The 19,149-nt window shown below is 66.4% G+C and carries 19 protein-coding genes and 1 tRNA gene; 10 read left to right on the plus strand and 10 right to left on the minus strand.

The features are described 5' to 3' along the window. Window positions 1-3: 3 nt before the first annotated feature. From CBW24_RS12580 to miaB, 4 genes are all read right to left on the minus strand, one after another. Complete coding sequence (locus CBW24_RS12580; protein WP_088663694.1) at window positions 4-1,023, minus strand: PhoH family protein; 1,020 nt, start codon at window positions 1,021-1,023, stop codon at window positions 4-6. A 729-nt stretch (window positions 1,024-1,752) separates the two neighbouring features. Continuing rightward, window positions 1,753-2,055, minus strand: a complete 303-nt coding sequence (locus CBW24_RS12585; protein ID WP_097373796.1) for a hypothetical protein — start codon at window positions 2,053-2,055, stop codon at window positions 1,753-1,755. 14 nt (window positions 2,056-2,069) lie between these two features. Continuing rightward, window positions 2,070-2,639, minus strand: a complete 570-nt coding sequence (locus CBW24_RS12590; RefSeq protein ID WP_088663597.1) for an OmpA family protein — start codon at window positions 2,637-2,639, stop codon at window positions 2,070-2,072. A 358-nt stretch (window positions 2,640-2,997) separates the two neighbouring features. Next, the gene (gene miaB / locus CBW24_RS12595) at window positions 2,998-4,395 is read right to left on the minus strand and encodes a tRNA (N6-isopentenyl adenosine(37)-C2)-methylthiotransferase MiaB (RefSeq protein WP_097373797.1); all 1,398 of its coding nucleotides are present in this window, start codon (window positions 4,393-4,395) and stop codon (window positions 2,998-3,000) included. 320 nt (window positions 4,396-4,715) lie between these two features. Here miaB and CBW24_RS12600 point away from each other — a divergent pair, with 320 nt between their 5' ends. Then, a complete protein-coding gene (locus tag CBW24_RS12600) occupies window positions 4,716-5,678 on the plus strand; it encodes a glycosyltransferase family protein (protein ID WP_232529775.1) in 963 nt (320 codons plus the stop codon). Window positions 5,679-5,747: 69 nt separating this feature from the next. Here the strand turns inward: CBW24_RS12600 and CBW24_RS12605 are convergent, their stop codons facing one another. Both CBW24_RS12605 and irr read right to left on the minus strand, forming a co-directional pair. Then, a complete protein-coding gene (locus CBW24_RS12605) occupies window positions 5,748-6,323 on the minus strand; it encodes an REP-associated tyrosine transposase (protein ID WP_097373798.1) in 576 nt (191 codons plus the stop codon). Window positions 6,324-6,416: 93 nt separating this feature from the next. Further along, window positions 6,417-6,842 (minus strand): Fur family transcriptional regulator Irr, encoded by a 426-nt coding sequence (gene irr, locus CBW24_RS12610; RefSeq protein WP_269779745.1) that lies wholly within the window; start codon window positions 6,840-6,842, stop codon window positions 6,417-6,419. Between the two features lie 348 nt (window positions 6,843-7,190). Between irr and fabA the strand changes: the two genes are divergently transcribed. The 3 genes from fabA to CBW24_RS12625 all read left to right on the plus strand — a co-directional run bounded on the left by fabA (window position 7,191) and on the right by CBW24_RS12625 (window position 9,801). Further along, window positions 7,191-7,694: a bifunctional 3-hydroxydecanoyl-ACP dehydratase/trans-2-decenoyl-ACP isomerase gene (gene fabA / locus CBW24_RS12615; protein ID WP_088663594.1), complete on the plus strand. Its 504-nt coding sequence runs from the start codon at window positions 7,191-7,193 to the stop codon at window positions 7,692-7,694. 91 nt (window positions 7,695-7,785) lie between these two features. After that, window positions 7,786-9,006: a beta-ketoacyl-ACP synthase I gene (gene fabB, locus CBW24_RS12620; RefSeq protein ID WP_088663593.1), complete on the plus strand. Its 1,221-nt coding sequence runs from the start codon at window positions 7,786-7,788 to the stop codon at window positions 9,004-9,006. Window positions 9,007-9,012: 6 nt separating this feature from the next. After that, window positions 9,013-9,801 carry an enoyl-ACP reductase FabI gene (locus tag CBW24_RS12625; protein ID WP_088663592.1) on the plus strand — a complete coding sequence of 263 codons (789 nt, stop codon included), beginning with the start codon at window positions 9,013-9,015 and terminating at the stop codon, window positions 9,799-9,801. A gap of 99 nt (window positions 9,802-9,900) precedes the next feature. On the opposite strand, the gene CBW24_RS12630 is transcribed toward CBW24_RS12625, so the two are convergent. Together CBW24_RS12630 and CBW24_RS12635 are read right to left on the minus strand one after the other, a co-directional pair. Further along, a complete protein-coding gene (locus CBW24_RS12630; RefSeq protein ID WP_097373799.1) occupies window positions 9,901-10,371 on the minus strand; it encodes a hypothetical protein in 471 nt (156 codons plus the stop codon). A gap of 193 nt (window positions 10,372-10,564) precedes the next feature. Then, a tRNA-Arg gene (locus tag CBW24_RS12635) sits at window positions 10,565-10,641 on the minus strand. A gap of 145 nt (window positions 10,642-10,786) precedes the next feature. Between CBW24_RS12635 and CBW24_RS12640 the strand changes: the two genes are divergently transcribed. From CBW24_RS12640 to CBW24_RS12660, 5 genes are all read left to right on the plus strand, one after another. Then, on the plus strand, window positions 10,787-11,842 hold the full coding sequence (locus CBW24_RS12640) for a LacI family DNA-binding transcriptional regulator (RefSeq protein ID WP_374708970.1): 1,056 nt from the start codon (window positions 10,787-10,789) through the stop codon (window positions 11,840-11,842). 111 nt (window positions 11,843-11,953) lie between these two features. Then, window positions 11,954-12,685, plus strand: coding sequence for a glycosyltransferase family 2 protein (locus tag CBW24_RS12645; RefSeq protein ID WP_088663590.1), 732 nt, complete (start codon window positions 11,954-11,956; stop codon window positions 12,683-12,685). Further along, a complete protein-coding gene (locus tag CBW24_RS12650) occupies window positions 12,682-12,990 on the plus strand; it encodes a lipid-A-disaccharide synthase N-terminal domain-containing protein (RefSeq protein WP_088663589.1) in 309 nt (102 codons plus the stop codon). The genes CBW24_RS12645 and CBW24_RS12650 overlap by 4 nt, the downstream gene beginning before the upstream one ends. A gap of 4 nt (window positions 12,991-12,994) precedes the next feature. Continuing rightward, window positions 12,995-14,992, plus strand: a complete 1,998-nt coding sequence (locus tag CBW24_RS12655) for an ArnT family glycosyltransferase (protein ID WP_097373800.1) — start codon at window positions 12,995-12,997, stop codon at window positions 14,990-14,992. Window positions 14,993-15,098: 106 nt separating this feature from the next. Then, a complete protein-coding gene (locus CBW24_RS12660) occupies window positions 15,099-15,701 on the plus strand; it encodes a LolA family protein (protein ID WP_088663587.1) in 603 nt (200 codons plus the stop codon). An 84-nt stretch (window positions 15,702-15,785) separates the two neighbouring features. Here CBW24_RS12660 and CBW24_RS12665 read toward each other — a convergent pair whose 3' ends face one another. After that, window positions 15,786-16,367 carry a transglycosylase SLT domain-containing protein gene (locus CBW24_RS12665; RefSeq protein ID WP_088663586.1) on the minus strand — a complete coding sequence of 194 codons (582 nt, stop codon included), beginning with the start codon at window positions 16,365-16,367 and terminating at the stop codon, window positions 15,786-15,788. Window positions 16,368-16,618: 251 nt separating this feature from the next. Here CBW24_RS12665 and hspQ point away from each other — a divergent pair, with 251 nt between their 5' ends. After that, window positions 16,619-16,945, plus strand: a complete 327-nt coding sequence (gene hspQ, locus CBW24_RS12670; RefSeq protein WP_088663585.1) for a heat shock protein HspQ — start codon at window positions 16,619-16,621, stop codon at window positions 16,943-16,945. A 186-nt stretch (window positions 16,946-17,131) separates the two neighbouring features. Here hspQ and CBW24_RS12675 read toward each other — a convergent pair whose 3' ends face one another. Next, complete coding sequence (locus CBW24_RS12675) at window positions 17,132-18,712, minus strand: gamma-glutamyltransferase family protein (RefSeq protein ID WP_097373801.1); 1,581 nt, start codon at window positions 18,710-18,712, stop codon at window positions 17,132-17,134. Between the last annotated feature and the right edge of the window lie 437 nt (window positions 18,713-19,149).

A 19,149-nucleotide genomic window follows, 5' to 3' on the forward strand; every position in this document is an offset into this window, starting at 1 on the left:
GGGTCAGGCTTCGGCGGCCTCATACGCTTCGATGATCCGCGCGACAAGCGGATGCCGCACCACGTCCTTCGAGGTGAAGTAGTTGAACGAGATGTTATCGATCGACGCCAGCAGGCTTTCGGCCTCCCGCAGCCCCGATTGCACCCCGCGCGGCAGGTCGATCTGACTGCGGTCGCCGGTAATGACCATGCGCGAGCCCTCGCCCAACCGGGTCAGGAACATCTTCATCTGCATGGTGGTGGCGTTCTGCGCCTCATCCAACACGACAAAGGCATTGGCCAGCGTCCGCCCCCGCATGAAGGCCAAGGGCGCGATCTCGATCCGCTTTTCCTCGATCAGCTTCGCGACCTGTTTGGCGGGCAGGAAATCGTTCAGCGCGTCGTAAAGCGGCTGCATGTAGGGATCGACCTTGTCCTTCATGTCGCCGGGCAGGAAGCCAAGCCGCTCGCCCGCCTCCACCGCCGGACGCGACAGGATGATCCGGTCGACATGGCCCGCAAGGAACATGTTCACCGCGACCGCCACGGCGAGATAGGTCTTGCCGGTGCCGGCGGGGCCGATACCAAAGGCCAGCTCATGTTCGAACAGAGCCCGCACATAGGCCTTCTGCGCGTCGGTGCGCGGCTCGACGATCTTTTTGCGGGTCTTCACCTCGACCCGGCCGCCGTGGAACATTTCCAACTGGTCGGGGCGGGCCGGGGCGGTGCCCTCCGCCGTGCGCTCGGCATGGCCCAGCCGCAGCGCGCCATCCACATCGCCCGTCTCGATCGAGCGGCCTGCCTCCAGCTTGGAGTAAAGCTCGCGCAGCACGGCGGCGGCCTCCTCCCGCGGGGCGGCGGCACCGATCAGGGCAAGGTGATTGCCGCGCCGGATGATCTGCACGCCAACGCGCTGCTCGATCAGGGCGAGGTTGCGGTCAAACTCGCCGCACAGCTCTATCAGCAGCCGGTTGTCCGGAAATTCCAGGGAAGTCTCGAGGATATCCTCGGGAGAGGGCGGCGGGGTCAGGGCGCTGATTCCCAAAAACGGCTCCACTTCTCAAATCTGGTCCATATCTAGATGGTGGGGTCGCAGGGGGCACAAGGCAAGCACCTTCGGACGAAATTTGCATGACAGCGGTGAAAACCGCCCATCCTGCCTGCCACGCAGGCGGAGTGCGTCGGGTGCGCCCTGCCCTTACGCCCCCTCTGCGAACAAGCGCAGTCGCGTGGGGGCTAGCGTGACCCATCCCAGGCCCACGCCTTGCACCGACCACCTCAACGATCAGCGCCCCCGCCCGCGAACAAGCGAAGCGCGCGGGCGAGCGCCTGCCCGTCCCGGCGGGCTGGCGCTTTGCCACCTCACGCTGACCTCGGAGCGGGGAGGGATGTGGCTACAATCAAGCACACCGCTCACCCGACTGAGCGCCACCCCACGGGCTGGCTCCCGTCGCGCCCGGTTTCCCGGCGTCTCACGACCTTCGATCCCAGCGCACCCGCTCTCGAACAAGCCCGCAGGGCGCGAGAGCGAGCGCCTGCCCGTCCCACCGGGCTGGCGCTTTGCCACCTCACGCTAACCTCGGAGCGGGGAGGGATGTGGCTACCATCAAGCACACCCGCCCCACCGGAGCAGCGCCATCCCACGGGCAGGCTCCCGTTGTCCATCAGCCACGGGGCGATGCCCCTCACGCCTCCCCCGCACTCACGCCTACTCCAAACGCAAAACGCCCGCCATTTACAGGCGGGCGTTTCGATGTCTGGTGCTGAAATCGCGTCAGATCGGGTCCGAGATCGCGGAGCCCTTCTTATAGGCGCCGATGGCCACACCGCCCGAACCCGGCGCGTAGCCGCAGACCGGCTTGCCGTTGGGCTGAAGCCGCTGGGACAGGTAGCCCTCTGCGCCGTCGTCGATGATCCAGTGCTCGCAGCCGTTCGGGTCAACCCAGATCCCGGCCTTCAACCGGCTCAGATCCTTGGTGTCGATCCCGTTATCCACGGTCTTGTTCTGCTTGGGCGCGTCGCAGGCGGCGACGGTAAAGCCAAGAGCGAGGATCGCGATGGTCCTGATGATGGTCATCTGCTGGCTCTCCCTCAATTCACGCAGGTGATTTCGACGCGGCGGTTCTGCTGGCGTCCGGCGGGGGTGGCGTTGGACGCGCGCGGCACCCGTTCGCCGTAATACTGCACGCCGACGACCGGGGCGCCGACCGACCGCGCAACCTGCGCGACCGCATTGGCGCGGCGCTGGCTGAGCCGCATGTTATAGGCATCGGTGGCGCGGCTGTCGGTGTGACCCGAGATCACGAAACCCCGTGCCGAAGTCTGGCGGAAGAACTGCTGCAACCGCGCGCGGCCGTTGGCCGAAATCGTGGCCTGATCGGTGGCGAACAGCTGATCGCCCTCCATCACGGCGCAGACATTGCCACGGCGGCAGACCGGGCGCCCGTCGCGGGTGACATGGGGGCTCATATAGCCTTCCCAACCGTCATCCATGACCCAATGTTCGCAGCCATCGGGATCGACCCAGATCGTCGGAGCGTAGCGTTCGCCGCGCACGGTGTTTTGCGCCTGCGCCGCGCTTCCCGCCACCAGCGCACCGGTAAGCCCGAGCACGGCAGCCGCAGTCACGCCTCCGCGCAGCGCCTTGGAAATCAACCTCATCACAACTCCGTCCTCACATCTGAATTGGTCAGTCGGGGCCCCCGAAACGGCGCCGCTGTCGGCGTCTGGGCAAGGAACCCGCACGACCGCCATAGCCCCCGCCTGCGCTCGTGCATCATCTGTCCGAGTTTGCGCAAGAATCAACAGGCTGTGAAGTCAATTTCCGCAATATATTGTAGATATTTCAGCAACTGGGGCAAAATGGGACACAGTATCGTTTCCCTGCACGCCATATTGTTGCCACAATGCGGACAGCTCGCCTGGAACGTGCATCACGCCCCATGCCGCAACCGGCGCCGGGGCGCGCGTTCGGACCGCGCGAAACCGCCCTGCCCGATCCTGTCCGATCCTACCCCGATCACTGCGCGGGGCGCATCTCGCCCTTCAGGGAATTCGGCCCGCTGGCGGTGATGCGCACCGTGACCAAAGACCCCACCGGCAGATCGGTTTCCACATGCACCGCATGGAGATAATCGGATTTGCCGACCATCTGCCCCGGCAGGCGGCCCGGCTTTTCAAGCAGCACCTTCACCTCGCGCCCGACCATGCCCTCCTGTGCCGCGCGCTGCTGCTCGCCCAGAAGCGCCTGCAACCGCTGTAGCCGGTCATCGGCCACCTCGGCGGGCACCGGCTCCCGCTCCGCTGCCGGGGTGCCGGGCCGCGCGGAATACTTGAAGCTATAGGCCTGCCCGTAATTCACCCGGCGCACCAGATCGAGCGTCGCTTGGAAATCTTCCTCGGTCTCGCCGGGGAAGCCCACAATGAAATCGCCCGACAGCAGCAGATCGGGCCGCGCGGCGCGAATACGGTCGATCAGCGCGATATATTGCGCAGCCGTATGTTTCCGGTTCATCCGTTTCAGGATCGCGTCAGAGCCTGACTGCACCGGCAGATGCAGATAGGGCATCAACTTGTCGCAATCGCCGTGGGCCGCGATCAGGTCGTCTTCCATGTCGTTGGGATGCGAGGTGGTGAAGCGGATCCGCTCCAGCCCCTCGATCTCAGCCAGCCGCCGGATCAGCCGCGCCAGCCCCCAGTCGCCGCCCTCCGCCGCGCCGTGATAGGCGTTGACGTTCTGGCCCAGCAGGGTGATCTCGCGCACCCCGCGCGCCACCAGATCCTCCGCCTCGCGCAGGATGCGGTCCACCGGGCGCGACACCTCCGCCCCGCGGGTATAGGGCACCACGCAGAAGGCACAGAACTTGTCGCAGCCTTCCTGCACGGTCAGAAACGCCGTCGGCTGGCGCTTGGGCAGCGGGCGCTTGGGCAGATGTTCGAACTTGTCCTCTTCGGGGAAATCGGTGTCGAGCGCTTTGCGCCCCGCATCCACCTGCGCCATCAGATCCGGTAAACGGTGATAGGTCTGCGGCCCCACGACCAGATCGACCATCGGCTGACGGCGCATGATCTCCGCGCCCTCCGCCTGTGCGACACAGCCCGCGACGCCGATGCGCAGATCCGGTTTGTCGGCCTTCAACTGTTTGAACCGGCCCAATTCGGAATAGACCTTCTCGGCGGCCTTTTCCCGGATATGGCAGGTGTTGAGCAGGATCATGTCGGCATCATCCGGCGTGTCGGTCTGCTCATAGCCCTGCCCGCCCAGCGCCTCGGCCATGCGCTCGCTGTCATAGACATTCATCTGGCACCCATAGGTCTTGATGAACAGCTTGCGCGGCGCGGCACCGGCCTCGGACGTGGCGGCGGATGCAGATGCGGATGCGGGGGCGACAGTCTGGGGGGCGGCGTCTTTGGCCATGGGCGTGACCTTTCCTGATCGGATATCGGGCGGATGGCGGGAGAGAGGTTCCCCGCGCCATACAGCATACCGCCCCCTGCCCGCAACAACCCCGCGGGACGGGCGCGGGCATGGCACCGGCGTGGCACGGGGGGAGCGGGGGAGCGCGGGGGGATGGCACGGGAGGTGGCGCAACGTCGGGCGGCGGATGCGCGCCCCGATGGCCTGCGCGGGTTGCGGAGCCTGCGCGCCCCGCCTAGCCTGCACCAACGCCGCCGCCGGTGCGCCCCGCAAAGCGCCCCGGAGGCCCGCCCTTCCCGCTGAGCAGGCCGTTGCCCCAGATGACGACACCCTCCCCCGCCGCTTCTTCCGATGCCACCGCAGATGCACCGCCCGCGACAGGCGTCAGCTACGCCCATCACGACAGCGTCGGGGCGTTTCTGGCCGGGGGGCAGGCTGTGCTGGCGCGTGCGCCCGTCGCGCTCATCATGGCCGAAGACGCGGTAGAGGTCGCGGGCACCGTCGCCCATCACCATCGGCTGGGGTTTCGCAGCATCGTGCTGTTCGCCTCGACGGAACTGGCGCTGCCGGATCTGGACGCGCTGCCGTCCGCGACGCAGGCCGTGCTGCACCGGGTCGATCATGACACCCTGCACGCGCAGGGGCTGCTGCGCGCCGTGAACCCGGTGATCGCCGCCGCACCCGAGGGCGCGTGGATTTACTACTGCTACAACGCCGAATACCTGTTTTTCCCGTTCTGTCAGACCCGCGATGTGGGCGAAATGCTGGCCTTCCACGCAGAAGAACGGCGCTCTGCGATGCTGACCTATGTCGTCGATCTCTACGCGGGCGATCTGTCGCGCCACCCCAATGCCGTCGCGCCGGAGGAGGCCTATCTGGACCGCGCGGGCTACTACGCGCTGGCCCGGCCCGATCCCGAACAGGACGGCGCGCCGCGCGAACGGCAACTTGATTTCTATGGCGGGCTGCGCTGGCGGTTCGAGGAACATGTGCCCAAAGCCCGGCGCAAGATCGACCGCATCGGTCTGTTCCGCGCCGCCCGCGGGCTGACCCTGCGCGGCAATCACACGCTCAGCGACGAGGAATGCAACACCTATGCCTGCCCGTGGCACCACAACCTGACCGCCGCGATTTGTTCGTTCCGCACGGCCAAGGCGCTCAAGACCAACCCCGGCAGCACCTTTGCGGTGGAGACGTTCTGGTGGCACAATTCCGTGCGCTTCGAATGGAACAGCCAGCAGCTTCTCGATCTGGGGCTGATGGAGCCGGGGCAGTGGTTTTAACCCGTCAGCCCGCGATTTCAGCCTGATCGCGCAGGCGGCAGCCCACAGACGCGGCGGTCGCGCCAAGGGTCACGGGTGGCAATCCATAGCGGGCGCGGCGACGGAGGCCTCCGGCGCAAAGGTTTGGGGCAGATCCAACGGCAAGCGGCGCGGTGGCGTGACCCCGGCGCGCGCGCTGCGGTCGGCGTGGCGATGGACCGAGCTATGCGGCCAATCTGTCGTCCGCCGCACAAGCCCCGCAACAACGGGGCTGGCCCAGATCACCTGACGGCAAATATCCAGATCCGCCTGCCGGCGCACCTGCCGCGCGCCCTGACCCGGCAGCCACAGCCCCAGATCCCGCGCGCCCGCCGCGCGGGCAGGCACCGCATCGGGGCAGGTCCGGCGCAGATGGCGCGACAGGCCGCTTTTCACCAATCGCCAGCGCAGCTGCGCGTCCGCATTGGGGGGAAGCCGCCAGATCATGTGCATCCGGTCCGGCAAAACTACGCCGCTGTCGATCTGAAACGGATGCCGCGCCATCACCCGGCGCAGGCACACCCGCAGTGCGGCGACATGGTCTGACAGGTCCACACGGGCGCGCGGCGCGAGCCGAACGGTAAACAGGACATGGCCGGTCAGGGGCGAGGATGCATCAGAGGTCATGCGCCGATCATGGCGCGCCACAGTTAACAGCGGGTAAAACAGAACACGCCGATCCGCCGGACCGCGATCAGGCGCGGCCCTCAGGACGCGTCGTCAGCTGCGGCGCAGCCGGATCACGACATCGACCTTGGCGATCTCGGCCCCGTCGGGGGCGGTCGGCACACGGCGGATTTCCAACTGATCGGCGGGCGCATCGGTCAGGCTGCCGGTGTCTTCCCAATAGAAATGCGGATGGTCGTCCATATTGGTGTCGAAATAGCTTTTCGAGCCATCGACCGTGATCTCGCGCATCAGCCCCGCGTCACAAAAGGCGCGCAAGGTGTTGTAAACGGTCGCAAGGGACACTTTCTCACCTGCCGTGCGGCTGGCGTCGAACAGGCTTTCGGCGGTGACGTGCCGGTTATGGCCATCGCCCACCAACAGCGCGGCCAAAGCCAGCCGCTGCCGGGTCGGGCGCAGGTTCGCCGAGGCCAGCCAGTCAGACCCCTTGCCCTGCGCGTCGCGCGTCATGCTATCCATTGGTGCGTCCATAGGTTGAGATATATGCAGACAATCGGGTGGTTTCAAATGAAAACAGGTCGCAGCTGACCTGCGGGGGCTGGTAGGGCATCGCTATGACACCCATGTGACAGCGTATCGGCACCGGCCTTTGCGGGCGGTCTGGCGGGCATGCCCAAAATTGCGGCAATCCGTGCATGATAGGCGCCCTGCCCCCGCACGACCGGCTGCGGCCCGGTCGCTGCCGTGCCGCCTTCGCGCCCGCTTTGGCGTCCCGCCCCCGGCCCCCGTCCTATTGCGCCGGGCCGGAGCGGGGTGCTAGAGGGAGCAGAACGAGCAACACAGATGAACTAAGGGGACAGGTCCCGGATGACGGATTTTCCGACGAGCTTCGACAAGGAAGGGCTGCTGCAATGCGCGCGGGGCGAGCTTTTCGGCGCCGGCAACCCGCAGCTGCCTGAACCGCCGATGCTGATGATGGACCGCGTGACCGAGATTTCGGCCGATGGCGGTCTGCACGGCAAAGGCCATGTCATCGCCGAATTCGACATCAGCCCCGACCTGTGGTTCTTTGCCTGCCACTTCCCCGGCGATCCGGTCATGCCGGGCTGTCTGGGTCTGGACGCGCTGTGGCAGTTGACCGGGTTCAACCTTGGCTGGCGCGGCATGCAGGGGCGCGGTCGCGCTCTGGGCGTGGGCGAGGTCAAGTTTACCGGCATGGTCACCCCTGACATCAAAACCGTCACCTATCACGTGGATTTCACCCGCGTCATCGATCGCAAGCTCAAGATGGGCATCGCCGATGGCCGGATGTTCGCCGATGGCGCGGAAATCTACACCACGAAAGACATGAAGGTCGGGCTGTTCAGCTGAGCCGCCCGCGCCCGGCCGCGGCGCCGACCGATCCCCGGTCGCGCCGCGACCCGGACATTCTCACCGAGACAGCCGCGAAAGGACGTCATCCATGCGCCGCGTCGTCATTACCGGGTTGGGGATCGTCTCCTCGATCGGCAACACCATCGAAGAAGTCGCCCAGAGCCTGAAGGCCGGGAAATCCGGCATCACCCGCTCCGAGATCTATGCGGAACATGGCTTCCGCAGTCAGGTCCACGGCATGCCCGATATCGATCTGGCCGCCCATATCGACAAGCGTCAATTGCGCTTCATGGGGCCCGGGGCTGCCTATAACTACATCGCGATGGAACAGGCCATCGCCGATGCGGGGCTGGAGGACAGCGACGTCTCCAACGAACGCTCGGGCCTCATCATGGGCTCCGGCGGTCCGTCGACCTCGAACTTCCTCACCGCCTTCGACACGGTGCGCGAAAAGGGCAGCCCCAAGCGGATGGGCCCGTTTATGGTCACCCGTTGCATGAGCTCGACCAACTCCGCCTGTCTGGCCACGCCGTTCAAGATCAAGGGGATCAACTACTCGATCACCTCCGCCTGCTCCACGTCGCTGCATTGCATCGGCAGCGGCACCGAACAGATCCAGCTGGGCAAGCAGGACATCGTGTTCGCGGGCGGCGGCGAGGAGGTCGATTGGACCCTGTCGTGCCTGTTTGACGCGATGAACGCCATGAGCTCGAAATATAACGACACGCCCGAACTGGCCTCGCGCCCGTTCGACGCCACGCGGGACGGCTTCGTCATCGCGGGCGGTGGCGGTGTCGTCGTGCTCGAAGAACTGGAGCACGCGCTGGCCCGCGGCGCCAAGATCTATGGCGAAGTTACGGGCTATGGCGCCACCTCCGACGGGGCCGATATGGTCGCGCCGTCGGGTGAGGGCGGCGAACGCTCGATGAAGCTGGCGCTGTCCACCAACGGCGATCGCACGGTCGATTATATCAATGCGCACGGCACCTCGACCCCCGCGGGCGACGTGACCGAGGTGAAGGGCATTCGCAACGTGTTCGGCGAAGATCACCCGCCGATCTCCTCGACCAAATCGATGACTGGGCATTCGCTCGGCGCGACCGGCGTGCACGAAGCGATCTACTGCCTGCTGATGATGCGCGACGGCTTTATCGCGCCGTCGATCAACGTCACCGAGCTCGATCCCGAAATCCGCCCCGAGGAGATCGTGACCGAGACACGGGAAACCGCGCTCGACAGCATCCTGACCAACAGCTTCGGGTTCGGGGGCACCAACGCCTCCATCATTATGTCGAAATATCACGGATGAGCAGCGATGGCTGAATTGATGAAGGGCAAACGCGGTCTGATCATGGGCGTGGCCAACGAACGGTCCATCGCCTGGGGCATCGCGAAAGCCCTCGCCGCCGAAGGCGCGGAACTGGCGTTTTCCTATCAGGGCGAAGCCTTTGGCAAGCGGGTCGCCCCGCTCGCCGAAAGCGTCGGATCCGATTTCCTCGTGGATGTGGACGTGACCGACGATGCCTCGCTCGACGCGGCCTTCGGCGAGATCGAAAAACGGTGGGGGAAGCTGGATTTCGTCGTCCACGCCATCGCGTTCTCCGACAAGAACGAACTGACAGGCCGGTTCATCAATACCAGCCGCGAGAACTTCAAAACCTCGCTCGTGATCTCCTGCTACTCGCTCATCGACGTCGCCCGCCGGGCGCGTCCGCTGATGACCGATGGCGGCTCGATCATCACCCTGACCTATCAGGGCTCGAACAAGGTGACGCCGTTCTACAATGTCATGGGCGTCGCCAAATCCGCGCTGGAAAGCGCGATGCGCTACCTCGCCAATGACCTCGGCCCCGAAGGCATCCGCGTCAACGCCATCTCCCCCGGCCCGATGAAAACGCTGGCCGGCGCGGCGATCGGCGGCGCGCGCAAAACCTTCCGCATGACCGAGGCCAACGCGCCCCTGCGCCACAACGCAACGCTGGAGGCCATCGGCGGCACGGCGGTCTACCTCGCCTCCGACTATGGCAACTGCACGACCGGCGAAATCGTCACCGTCGATGGCGGCTTCCACATCCTTGGCATGCCGCAGCCCGACAACCTGTAAGGCGCGACTGCACCATCCTGACTGAGAAACGGCCGGCCCCGCTAGGGACCGGCCGTTTTCTATGGACGGGCTCTCGCCGCCCCATCTCGCCCCGCGGGATCAGTTCAGCAGCGCAGTCAGCAGCCCCACGACGGCGACGATCTTCTGGGTGTCGTTGTTGACGCGCACGACGTGACCGTCATGCACCCGGTAAACCTGACCCTTCGGCAGCGCGGGCAGATGGCGCTTCTCGGTGGTGCTCAGGTAGCGGGCCGTCGCCACGCGAGCGCCCACATGCGGCGTGGCACGGGTCACGACGCGGGGCTGCGCGCGCTGCGGCTCACGGCTGGTGGTGCGTGCAGGCTCGGCCTTGCTCGGCGTCTTGCTCTTTGCGGACTGGGACTCGCGCCGCTCGGACTGCCCACGATCGCTGTCGCGCCGGTCGGCGCCGCGCTCGGACGACGTGGAGCAGGCCGAACGCTGTCCGCAGTCCTGATCCCGGCCCTGCTGGGCCTGTGCGGAGATGGGGGTCAACAAAGCCAGAGCAGTGCTGACGGCCAGAAGGGCGGCGGGAGTGCGACGAGTGATCATGTGTTTGGTCCTTTCCAGGTCGGTTTCAGGACATGGAACGGAGCACCGGCGCAGTCCCGTCGCAGCGATTGCACATTCTCGCGAAACGGTGATCGCAAAGGACCGCTTGATCGCGACAGACCCCACCGACCGCTGGCACGGGCCGGGCCCACGATCCCTGAAAACACTGCTGACAAACTGGCGCGGGGGGCTTTGGTGACCCCGGCAGGACTTGAACCTGCAACCTATCCCTTAGGAGGGGATTGCTCTATCCAGTTGAGCCACGGGGCCACGCGGGCCTTCCATAGCGCCTCCCCCCGCCGGTTTGAAGGTGTATTCTTGAGGCCGCGCTGCCGCACCGAAGGGCGCGCATCTGTCATCTGCGCTTCCGCTCGGGATGATCCGGCCTTAGACAGGGTCTATCCAGACCGAGCGAGTGCCCCCCGTGACCAACACCCCCGACATCCCGCCCCGCCGCCCGCTGACACTGCGTGACGTGTCCGAAGCGTCGGGCGTCAGCGAAATGACCGTCAGCCGCGTGCTGCGCAATCGCGGCGACGTGTCGGACGCCACCCGCGCGCGGGTGCTCGAAGCCGCCAAGCGTCTGGGCTACGTCCCCAACAAGATCGCAGGCGCGCTGGCCTCCTCGCGGGTCAATCTGGTCGCCGTGGTGATCCCGTCCCTGTCGAATCAGGTCTTTCCCGAGGTCATGACCGGCATCACCTCGGTGCTGGACGACACGCCCCTGCAACCCGTGGTGGGCGTCACCAATTACCTCCCCGAACGGGAGGAGGCCGTGCTTTACGAGATGCTGTCATGGCGGCCCACGGGCGTCATCATCGCCGGGCTCGAACATACCGAAGCCGCGATCGCCATGCTGCGCGGCGCGGGCATCCCGGTGGTCGAGGTGATGGATGTCGATGGCGCGCCCGTCGATTCCGTCGTCGGCATTTCGCACCGCCGCGCGGGCCGGATGATGGCGCAGGAGATCCTGCAGGCGGGTTATCGCCGCATCGGCTTCATGGGCACCAAGATGCCGCTCGACCATCGCGCCCGCAAACGCTTCGAAGGCTTCACCGACGCGCTGGCCAAGGCCGGGGTGGAGATCGCGGACCGGCAATTCTATTCCGGCGGCTCCGGCATCGCCAAGGGCCGCGAGATGACCGAGGCCATGCTGAACCGCACCCCGGATCTGGATTTCATCTACTATTCCAACGACATGATCGGCGCGGGCGGGCTGTTGCACTGCATGACCCACGGGATCGACGTGCCGGGCCGGATCGGGCTTGCCGGGTTCAACGGGATGGAAATCGTCGATGGCTTCCCGCTGCGGCTGGCCACGATGGACAGTTGCCGGCTGGAAATCGGGCGCGAGGCCGCGCGCATCATCGCCGAACATGCCGATGCGGCAGGCACCCCCGGCGCGGGGGCGGGCGAACGGATCGAGCTGCAACCCACGTTGTCGCTGGGCGACACCTTACGTCGCGGATGAGCGCACGGGGTTGGTATTCCGGCGCCCAGTGGTGTCTAAGGCGGGCGTGCGGGACCGCTTCCGCGCCGCAGACGTTCCAACGGCAAAGGCAACAGCCATGATGGGTCGGTCATGACACAGGTTTCCGTGGTGATCCCGATGCGCAACGAGGCGCCGAACCTCGCCCCCGTCGTGGGCGGTATTCTGGAGGCCTGCGCCGGGCTCGACGCGTTCGAGGTGATCGTCGTCGATGACGGTTCCACCGACGAAACCGCCACCCTTGCCCGCGATATGATCGTCGCCGACCCCCGCATCCGGCTGATCCGCCACCAGCAAAGCGCGGGCCAAAGCGCCGCGATCCATTCCGGCGTGCTGGCCGCCCGCGCGCCCGTGATCTGCATGCTCGACGGCGACGGTCAGAACCCGCCTGCCGAACTGCCCAAACTCTTTACCCCGCTGCTTGACGACACGACCGGGCGTCTCGGCCTCGTCGCCGGGCAGCGTGTGGACCGCCAAGACAGCCGGTCCAAGCTCTGGGCCTCGCGGCTGGCCAATGGGCTGCGCGGGCGCATCCTCAGCGACGGCACCCGCGACACCGGCTGCGGGCTCAAAGGCTTCCGCCGCGATGCGTTTCTGTCGCTGCCCTATTTCGACCATATGCACCGCTACCTGCCCGCGCTTTTCGCGCGCGAAGGCTGGGACATCCGGCATGTCGATGTGTCCCACCGCGAACGCCACGCGGGCAATTCCAAATACACCAACCTGCGCCGCGCGCTTGTCGGCGTGCCGGACCTGCTGGCGGTGGCATGGCTGATCAAGCGCCGCAAAAAGGCGTCGGGCACCGAATGGAGGCCGGATCAATGACGGCACAGATCTTCGACTGGCTGCATGTCGGCAATTGGCGCGAATTCTGGTGGGTCATCATCGGGCTGGCCGGGCAACTGATGTTCACCGCGCGGTTCCTCGTGCAGTGGCTGGCCTCCGAGAAGGCGGGCGAGTCGGTCGTGCCGGTCTATTTTTGGTATTTCTCCCTCGCCGGGGGGGCCACGCTGCTGACCTATGCGCTTTACCGGGCCGATCCGGTGTTTGTGCTGGGCCAGTCGATGGGGCTGCTGATCTATGCCCGCAATCTGTGGCTAATCCACACCAGCAACCAGCGCGAAGCCTGATCCGATGACGCCCCACCGCCCTTCCGCGCCCTGGGCGGGGCGCTGCGCGTGGGTGATTGGCGCGATCCTGCTGCTGCGGCTCGTCGGGCTGTGGCTGGACCGCACCGATCTGTATGTCGATGAAGCGCAATACTGGCTCTGGGGTCAGGATCTTGCCTTTGGCTATTATTCCAAGCCGCCGATGATCGGCTGGCTGCTGCGCGCGGTCACCGATCTGGCGGGCAGCGACGCGGCATTCTGGGTGCGCCTGCCCGCCATTGCGCTGCATGGGGTGACGGCGGCGCTGCTGGCCGCGATCACCGCCCGCCACATCGCGCCGCGCGCCGCGCCTTGGGTCGCGGCGGCCTATCTGACGCTGCCGCTGGTGACGGTCGGCAGCTACATGATCTCCACCGACAGCGTGATGTTCCCGTTCCTTGCGCTGGCGCTGCTGGCGTGGCTGCGGCTGGCCGAAGGCGGCGGCCGCCGCTGGGCCCTGACAGCCGGGCTGGCCTTGGGCGGCGGGGTGATGTCGAAATACGCCGCCGTCTACTACCTGATCCTGTTGCTGCCCGCGCTGGTCTTTATCCCAGCGATCCGGGTGCCGTGGCGCCGCGCGGCGCTGGCGCTGCTGGGCTTTGCGCTGGCCATCGCTCCCAACGTGGCGTGGAATATCGCTAATGGCCTGACCACCCTGCGTCACACACTGGACAACGCCGACTGGGTCAATGACCCCGCCGCCAAGGCCACGCTGAACTTTGCCGGGCTGGCGGAATTCGCCGCCGCGCAATTCGTCGTCTTTGGCCCCGCCTTCCTCGGCGCGCTGCTTTGGCTGGCCGTGCGGCCCAACGCGCGCCGCAACGGACAGTCCGACACGCACGTCACCGCACGGCCCGACGCGGCGCCCGGCACACACGCCACCGCACACCCCGAGGCACACCTCGCCACGCACCCCGACGCACAGCCCAAACCGCGCGCACACCCCGGCCCGTCCGCGCAATCCGATCCGCGCGCGCAATCCGCTCCGCACCTAGGCCAGCACTCCGGCCAGCACACCACCCAAAACGCGCCGCAGCGCCCCGGCCCGAACGCGGTAGCAAGCCTGCCCGCAGAAGCCCGGCACAGCACCCCCGTGGCGTCACGCCCTGCCCGCCTACCCCTGCGCGGGGTCGTGCTGTGGCTGTCGCTGCCGATCATCGCGCTCGTCTGTGTGCAGGCGCTTTTGAACCAAGCCTACGCGAACTGGGCCGCCGCCGCCTATGTCGCCGCGCCGCTGGCGGTGGTGCCGTGGCTGCTGCTGCGCGCGCGCTGGCTGCTGGTGGCCAGCCTCGTGCTGCATGGCAGCTTCGCCGTTGTCGTGCCCGTGGCCGCTCATTACGCGCCGACCCTGCGCCTTGGGGCAGATGCGCCGCTGCTGATGGCGCGCTGGCTGGGCCGAGCCGAGATGAGCGCCACCATCACCGCCCGCGCCCGCGCGCTCCCCGTGAGCGCGATTGTCGCCGACGACCGCGATGTGCTGGCCGATCTCTTCTACCGCGCCCGCGGCGATTTCCCGCGCGCAGCAGACCGCTTCACCGGCTCAGCCGATGCTCCCGGCCCGTCCGATACCTCCGGCTCAGCCGACGCCACGGACACCCCCGGCTCAGCCGACGCCACCGACACCCCCAGCCCATCCAACAACGCCGACACCCCCGGCCCGTTCAACACCCCCGGCGCGCAGGGCTCAGCCGATACGCCCGCCATCCCCGACCCGTCCGACCGGGCGGCGACACAACCCGCGCGCGCCCTGCCCGTCTGGGCCGAACCGGAACGTGGCCGTGCGCCCAATCACTATGTCCAAAGCTTCCCCTATCCCGGCGCGGCGGACAGCCGCGTGTTGCTGGTCACCCGGTCGAAACGCGCGCCTAATGGCTGCGATGCCACTGCCGCTGGCGTGATCGACCCGGACGAAGGCGCCTATGCCAAGCGCACAATGCGCCTGTTCGTGGTGGATGGCACCTGCTGGGACGGCATCGCGCGCTAGGCCTCCCTGCCCTGCCACGCTACGGCGCGATGTGTTACAATCCGCTTACCTGCTTGTGAAAAAACTCGATATGTGCGGATCGGATTTGCGATCTATATCTCAAATCATGAAAACGCTACGCATCCTACTCATCCCCGCTCTCTGGCTTGGCCTGAGCCTGCCCGCGCTTGCGCAGCAGCTGTCGCTTGGTGCCATGTCCAATTACCTCAACAGCTTCCAGACGGCGCAGGGTGAGTTCACCCAGATCAACGCCGATGGGACCATCTCCACCGGTCAGCTCTACCTCAAGCGGCCGGGTCGGATGCGGTTTGAATATGCCGCGCCCGACAACAGCCTCGTGATGGCTGGCGGTCAGCAGGTCGCGGTGTTCGATGGCAAATCCAACACCGGGCCAGAGCAATACCCCCTCTCGCGCACGCCGCTGTCGATCATCCTTGCCCAGAATGTCGACTTCTCGCGCTCTGGCATGGTCACCGGCCATACCAGCGACGGCAAGACCACGACCATCACCGCGCAAGACCCCGCGCATCCCGAATACGGCAACATCCAGCTAAAGTTCACGGCCAATCCCGTCGAGCTGCGCCAGTGGATCGTGACCGATGACAGCGGCACCAAAACGACTGTCGTCCTTGGCGATCTGCGCAAAGGCGTGAACCTCGGCTCGACCATGTTCAACATCGTTCAGGAAACCCAGCGCCGCGGCGGCTAACCCCCGGCCTTATGGAGGAGACAGGAAAACGCCCGGCGCGCAGATGCGGCCGGGCGTTTTTCGTGTCTTGCGGCTGTGGCGGGCTTAGATCTTGCGGCACCGCTTGAGCTGCGCGTTGTAGAGCGTCGCGCGGTCGCCCACCGAACGCGCCACCCGCACCAGCCACGGCTTGGCGTTGTAGCTGGCGCGTGCGTAGCCGGTATGGCCTTCGTGATAGGCCAGATACTGCCGCTCCGCGTCCCATAGCGGGATGCCGTTCCGCTCCCGCGTTTTGTTCATGTACCAGCCCATGAAATCGGTCGCGTCCTGAATGCGGTCCCGCTTTGCGCGGTGGCTGGCATTCTCGTCGCGATATTCGTCCCATGTGGCATCGAGCGCCTGCGCATAGCCAAAGGCGGAGCTTTGCCGCCCCATGGGAATCACGCCGACCACGAATTGCAGCGGCGTGCGGGCATCGCCCACGAATTTCGATTCCTGATAGATGGTGGCCATCTGCACCGCCACCGGGACGCCCCAGCGCCGTTCGGTGGATTTCATGGCCCGCAGATATTCCGGCCGTTCGTTCACGATATCGCAGGCGTCGTCGAGGTTGCGCGGCGGCACGGAACTGCCTCCCCCGCAGCCCGCAAGGACCGCCAGGATCGCGATGCAAAGGAATTTACGCATCACTGCCCCATTTTCATGTTACTGCTCGTTCTTGGTATTTGGCCTTGAGGATAAGCGAAAACCCCTCACAGGAAAACCGCCCTTGATCGCGGGCCGATCACGATTGTTTCAGGGCACGGAACCTTGGCGCCCATCCCGCGCGGCCTACTGTCAGCGCTTGCTTCACACAGTGTTTCGTGGCGTTCACGGGGCGGCGCATGGACTTTTGCCCTTGTCTTCCCCTAGTGAGGTATGATGAACGACGCATCCAGATGCTGAAGAGCCGCGCCAAATATCACCTTGGGCAAATTGTCCGCCACCGCAAACATCCGTTTCGCGGTGTTGTCTTTGACGTGGATGCGACGTTTTCCAACACCGAGGAATGGTATGAATCCATTCCCGAAGACAGCCGCCCGTCGCGCGAACAGCCGTTCTACCATCTGCTGGCCGAGAACGATCAAAGCTATTACGTCGCCTATGTGTCCGAACAGAACCTCGTGCCCGACTATTCCGGCGAGCCGGTCGATCACCCGGATCTGGCGGAACTGTTCGGCGATCTGGAAGACGGGTTCTACCCGATGCAGTTTCAGCTGAACTGATCGCTGCCCGGCGCTCGATTTATCGGTGCCCCCGTGCTGACACAGACCTGCTGATCCAGACTTGCTGACCCCCGCGCGCGAACCCCCGTCCGCCAATCCCCGCCTGCCGCCCGGCATAGCGGCCCCAGCCCACGGCACGGGCGCGCGGGGGCAGGCGATCCACAAAACCGCCCGCCCCTTGGATGGTCAGTAGCCCAGCGCCATGCCGTCCTTGCGCGGGTCCGACGCGCCTTCCAGAACATCGCCCCCGTCATTAAGCCGGATCGCCTGCGCGCCGCCGATGGGCCGGTCCGGCACCGTCACCTTATGCCCCAGCTTCAGCAGCGCGGCGCGGGTGGCCTCCGGATAGCCGGTTTCCAGTTCCAGCACCCCCTCGGACGCAAAGGCCCGCGGCGCGTCCAGCGCGCTTTGCGGGTCCAGCCCGTAATCCGCGATGTTGGACGCGAACCGCGCGTGCCCCGCCGCCTGATACTGACCGCCCATCACACCGAACGGCATCAGCAGCCGCCCCTCCTGCCGGATCATGCCGGGCAGGATCGTGTGCATCGGGCGCTTGCCCGGCGCGGCCTCGTTCGGGTGGCCCTCGGTGATCGAGAACCCCGCCCCGCGATTGTGCATCAGCAGCCCGAATTTCTCGGTGCCGATGCCGGAGCCAAAGCTGTTGAAGATCGAATAGATCAGCGACACCGCCATGCGGTCCTTATCCACCACCGTCAGATAGACGGTATCGCGGTGCACCTCTTCGGAAATGCGGGCAGCGTCGGGCATCACCCGGTCGGGCGCGATCAGCGCGGCCAGCTTGTCGGCCAGCCCCTCGGCCTGCAACCGCGTCACCGGGTCCATGTGGTCGGGATCGGTCACGAACCGGTCGCGCGCGTCATAGGCCAGCTTCGTGGCCTCGGCCTCGATATGGGTGCGCTCAGGCCCCCACGGATCCATCGACGCCAGATCGAACCGCTCAAGGATTGCCGCCAGCAGCAGCGCCGCCGTGCCCTGCCCGTTGGGCTGATGCTCCACGATCTCCAGCCCGCGATAGCCGCCGGAAATGGGGGTGGTCCATTCCGGCTGCACGCCCGCGAAATCCTCCAACGTGTGGCTGCCGCCCGCCGCGCGCAGCGCGTTGACCATGTCTTCGGCAACCTCGCCCTGATAAAACCCGGCATGGCCGTCGCGCACGATGCGACGCAGCACCTCGCCCTGCCCCGGCGCGCGGAACAGCTCGCCCGCCCGCAGCGCGCGCCCGTCCTTCAGATAATCGCGGCGCGCGAAGCCCTGCAGACGGTCGGTGGACAGCCCCATATCCAGCGCCACGCGGGGCGCGACCGGCACACCTTCGTCGGCATAGCGGATCGCGGGGGCGAACACCTCCGCCAGATCCATCCGCCCGAACCGCTCCGACAGCGCAAGAAAGCCCGACACCGCCCCCGGCAGCGTCACCGCATGGGCCGATGTCACCGGCATCACGCTGTGCCCCTCGGCGCGGATCGCCGCCGCATCCAGCCCCGCAGGCCCGCGCCCGGACGCGTTCAGCCCGATGATTTCTTCGGTGCCTGCGGACTTTACCAGCGCGAAACAGTCGCCGCCAAAGCCGGTCATCGGCGGCTCGCACAGCGACAGGATCGCCGCCGCTCCCAAAGCCGCATCCACCGCCGATCCGCCCTGCTTCAGCAGGTCCACCGCCACGGCGGCGGCCAGCGGGTGCGAGGTGGCGCACATCCCGTTGCGGGCATAGACGGCAGAGCGTCCGGGCTTCTGGAAATCGCGCATGGCGGGCGTGTCCTTTCGGGTCAGGTCGTTATCTGGCCCGGACCCTAGCGGAGCCTGCGCAGCCACGAAAGACGCCCCAGACACATTTGCACGCGAATGGACGCGCCGGCGCAGAGCTGCCTGTTGAAAGGGCAGTGCCGCAGCGGGCGCGAGGTCTGAACAGGGGGGTATTCGGCGGGGGCACGCGATGCGGCCGCTCGATGTGCCCCCAGATCCTCGACGCCGCGCACTGGGTGGGGGCAATTAACGCACGACGCCGAGGGAAGCCTTTGCAGCTACAGCCATGGGTATCGCCCGCGTTTCCGTCATCGGTATGGTGCGATATTGGCCATTTCTGGGCTTTGTTACGTCTGGGGAAACGATGCGCCCGCGTTGTTTCCCGCCAACCTGCCCCGCCGCCCTGCCCCGCGCCGTTCCCCGTTCCGTCGCCTGTGGCT

The sequence above is a fragment of the Pacificitalea manganoxidans genome, assembly GCF_002504165.1.
GTDB lineage: Bacteria > Pseudomonadota > Alphaproteobacteria > Rhodobacterales > Rhodobacteraceae > Pacificitalea > Pacificitalea manganoxidans.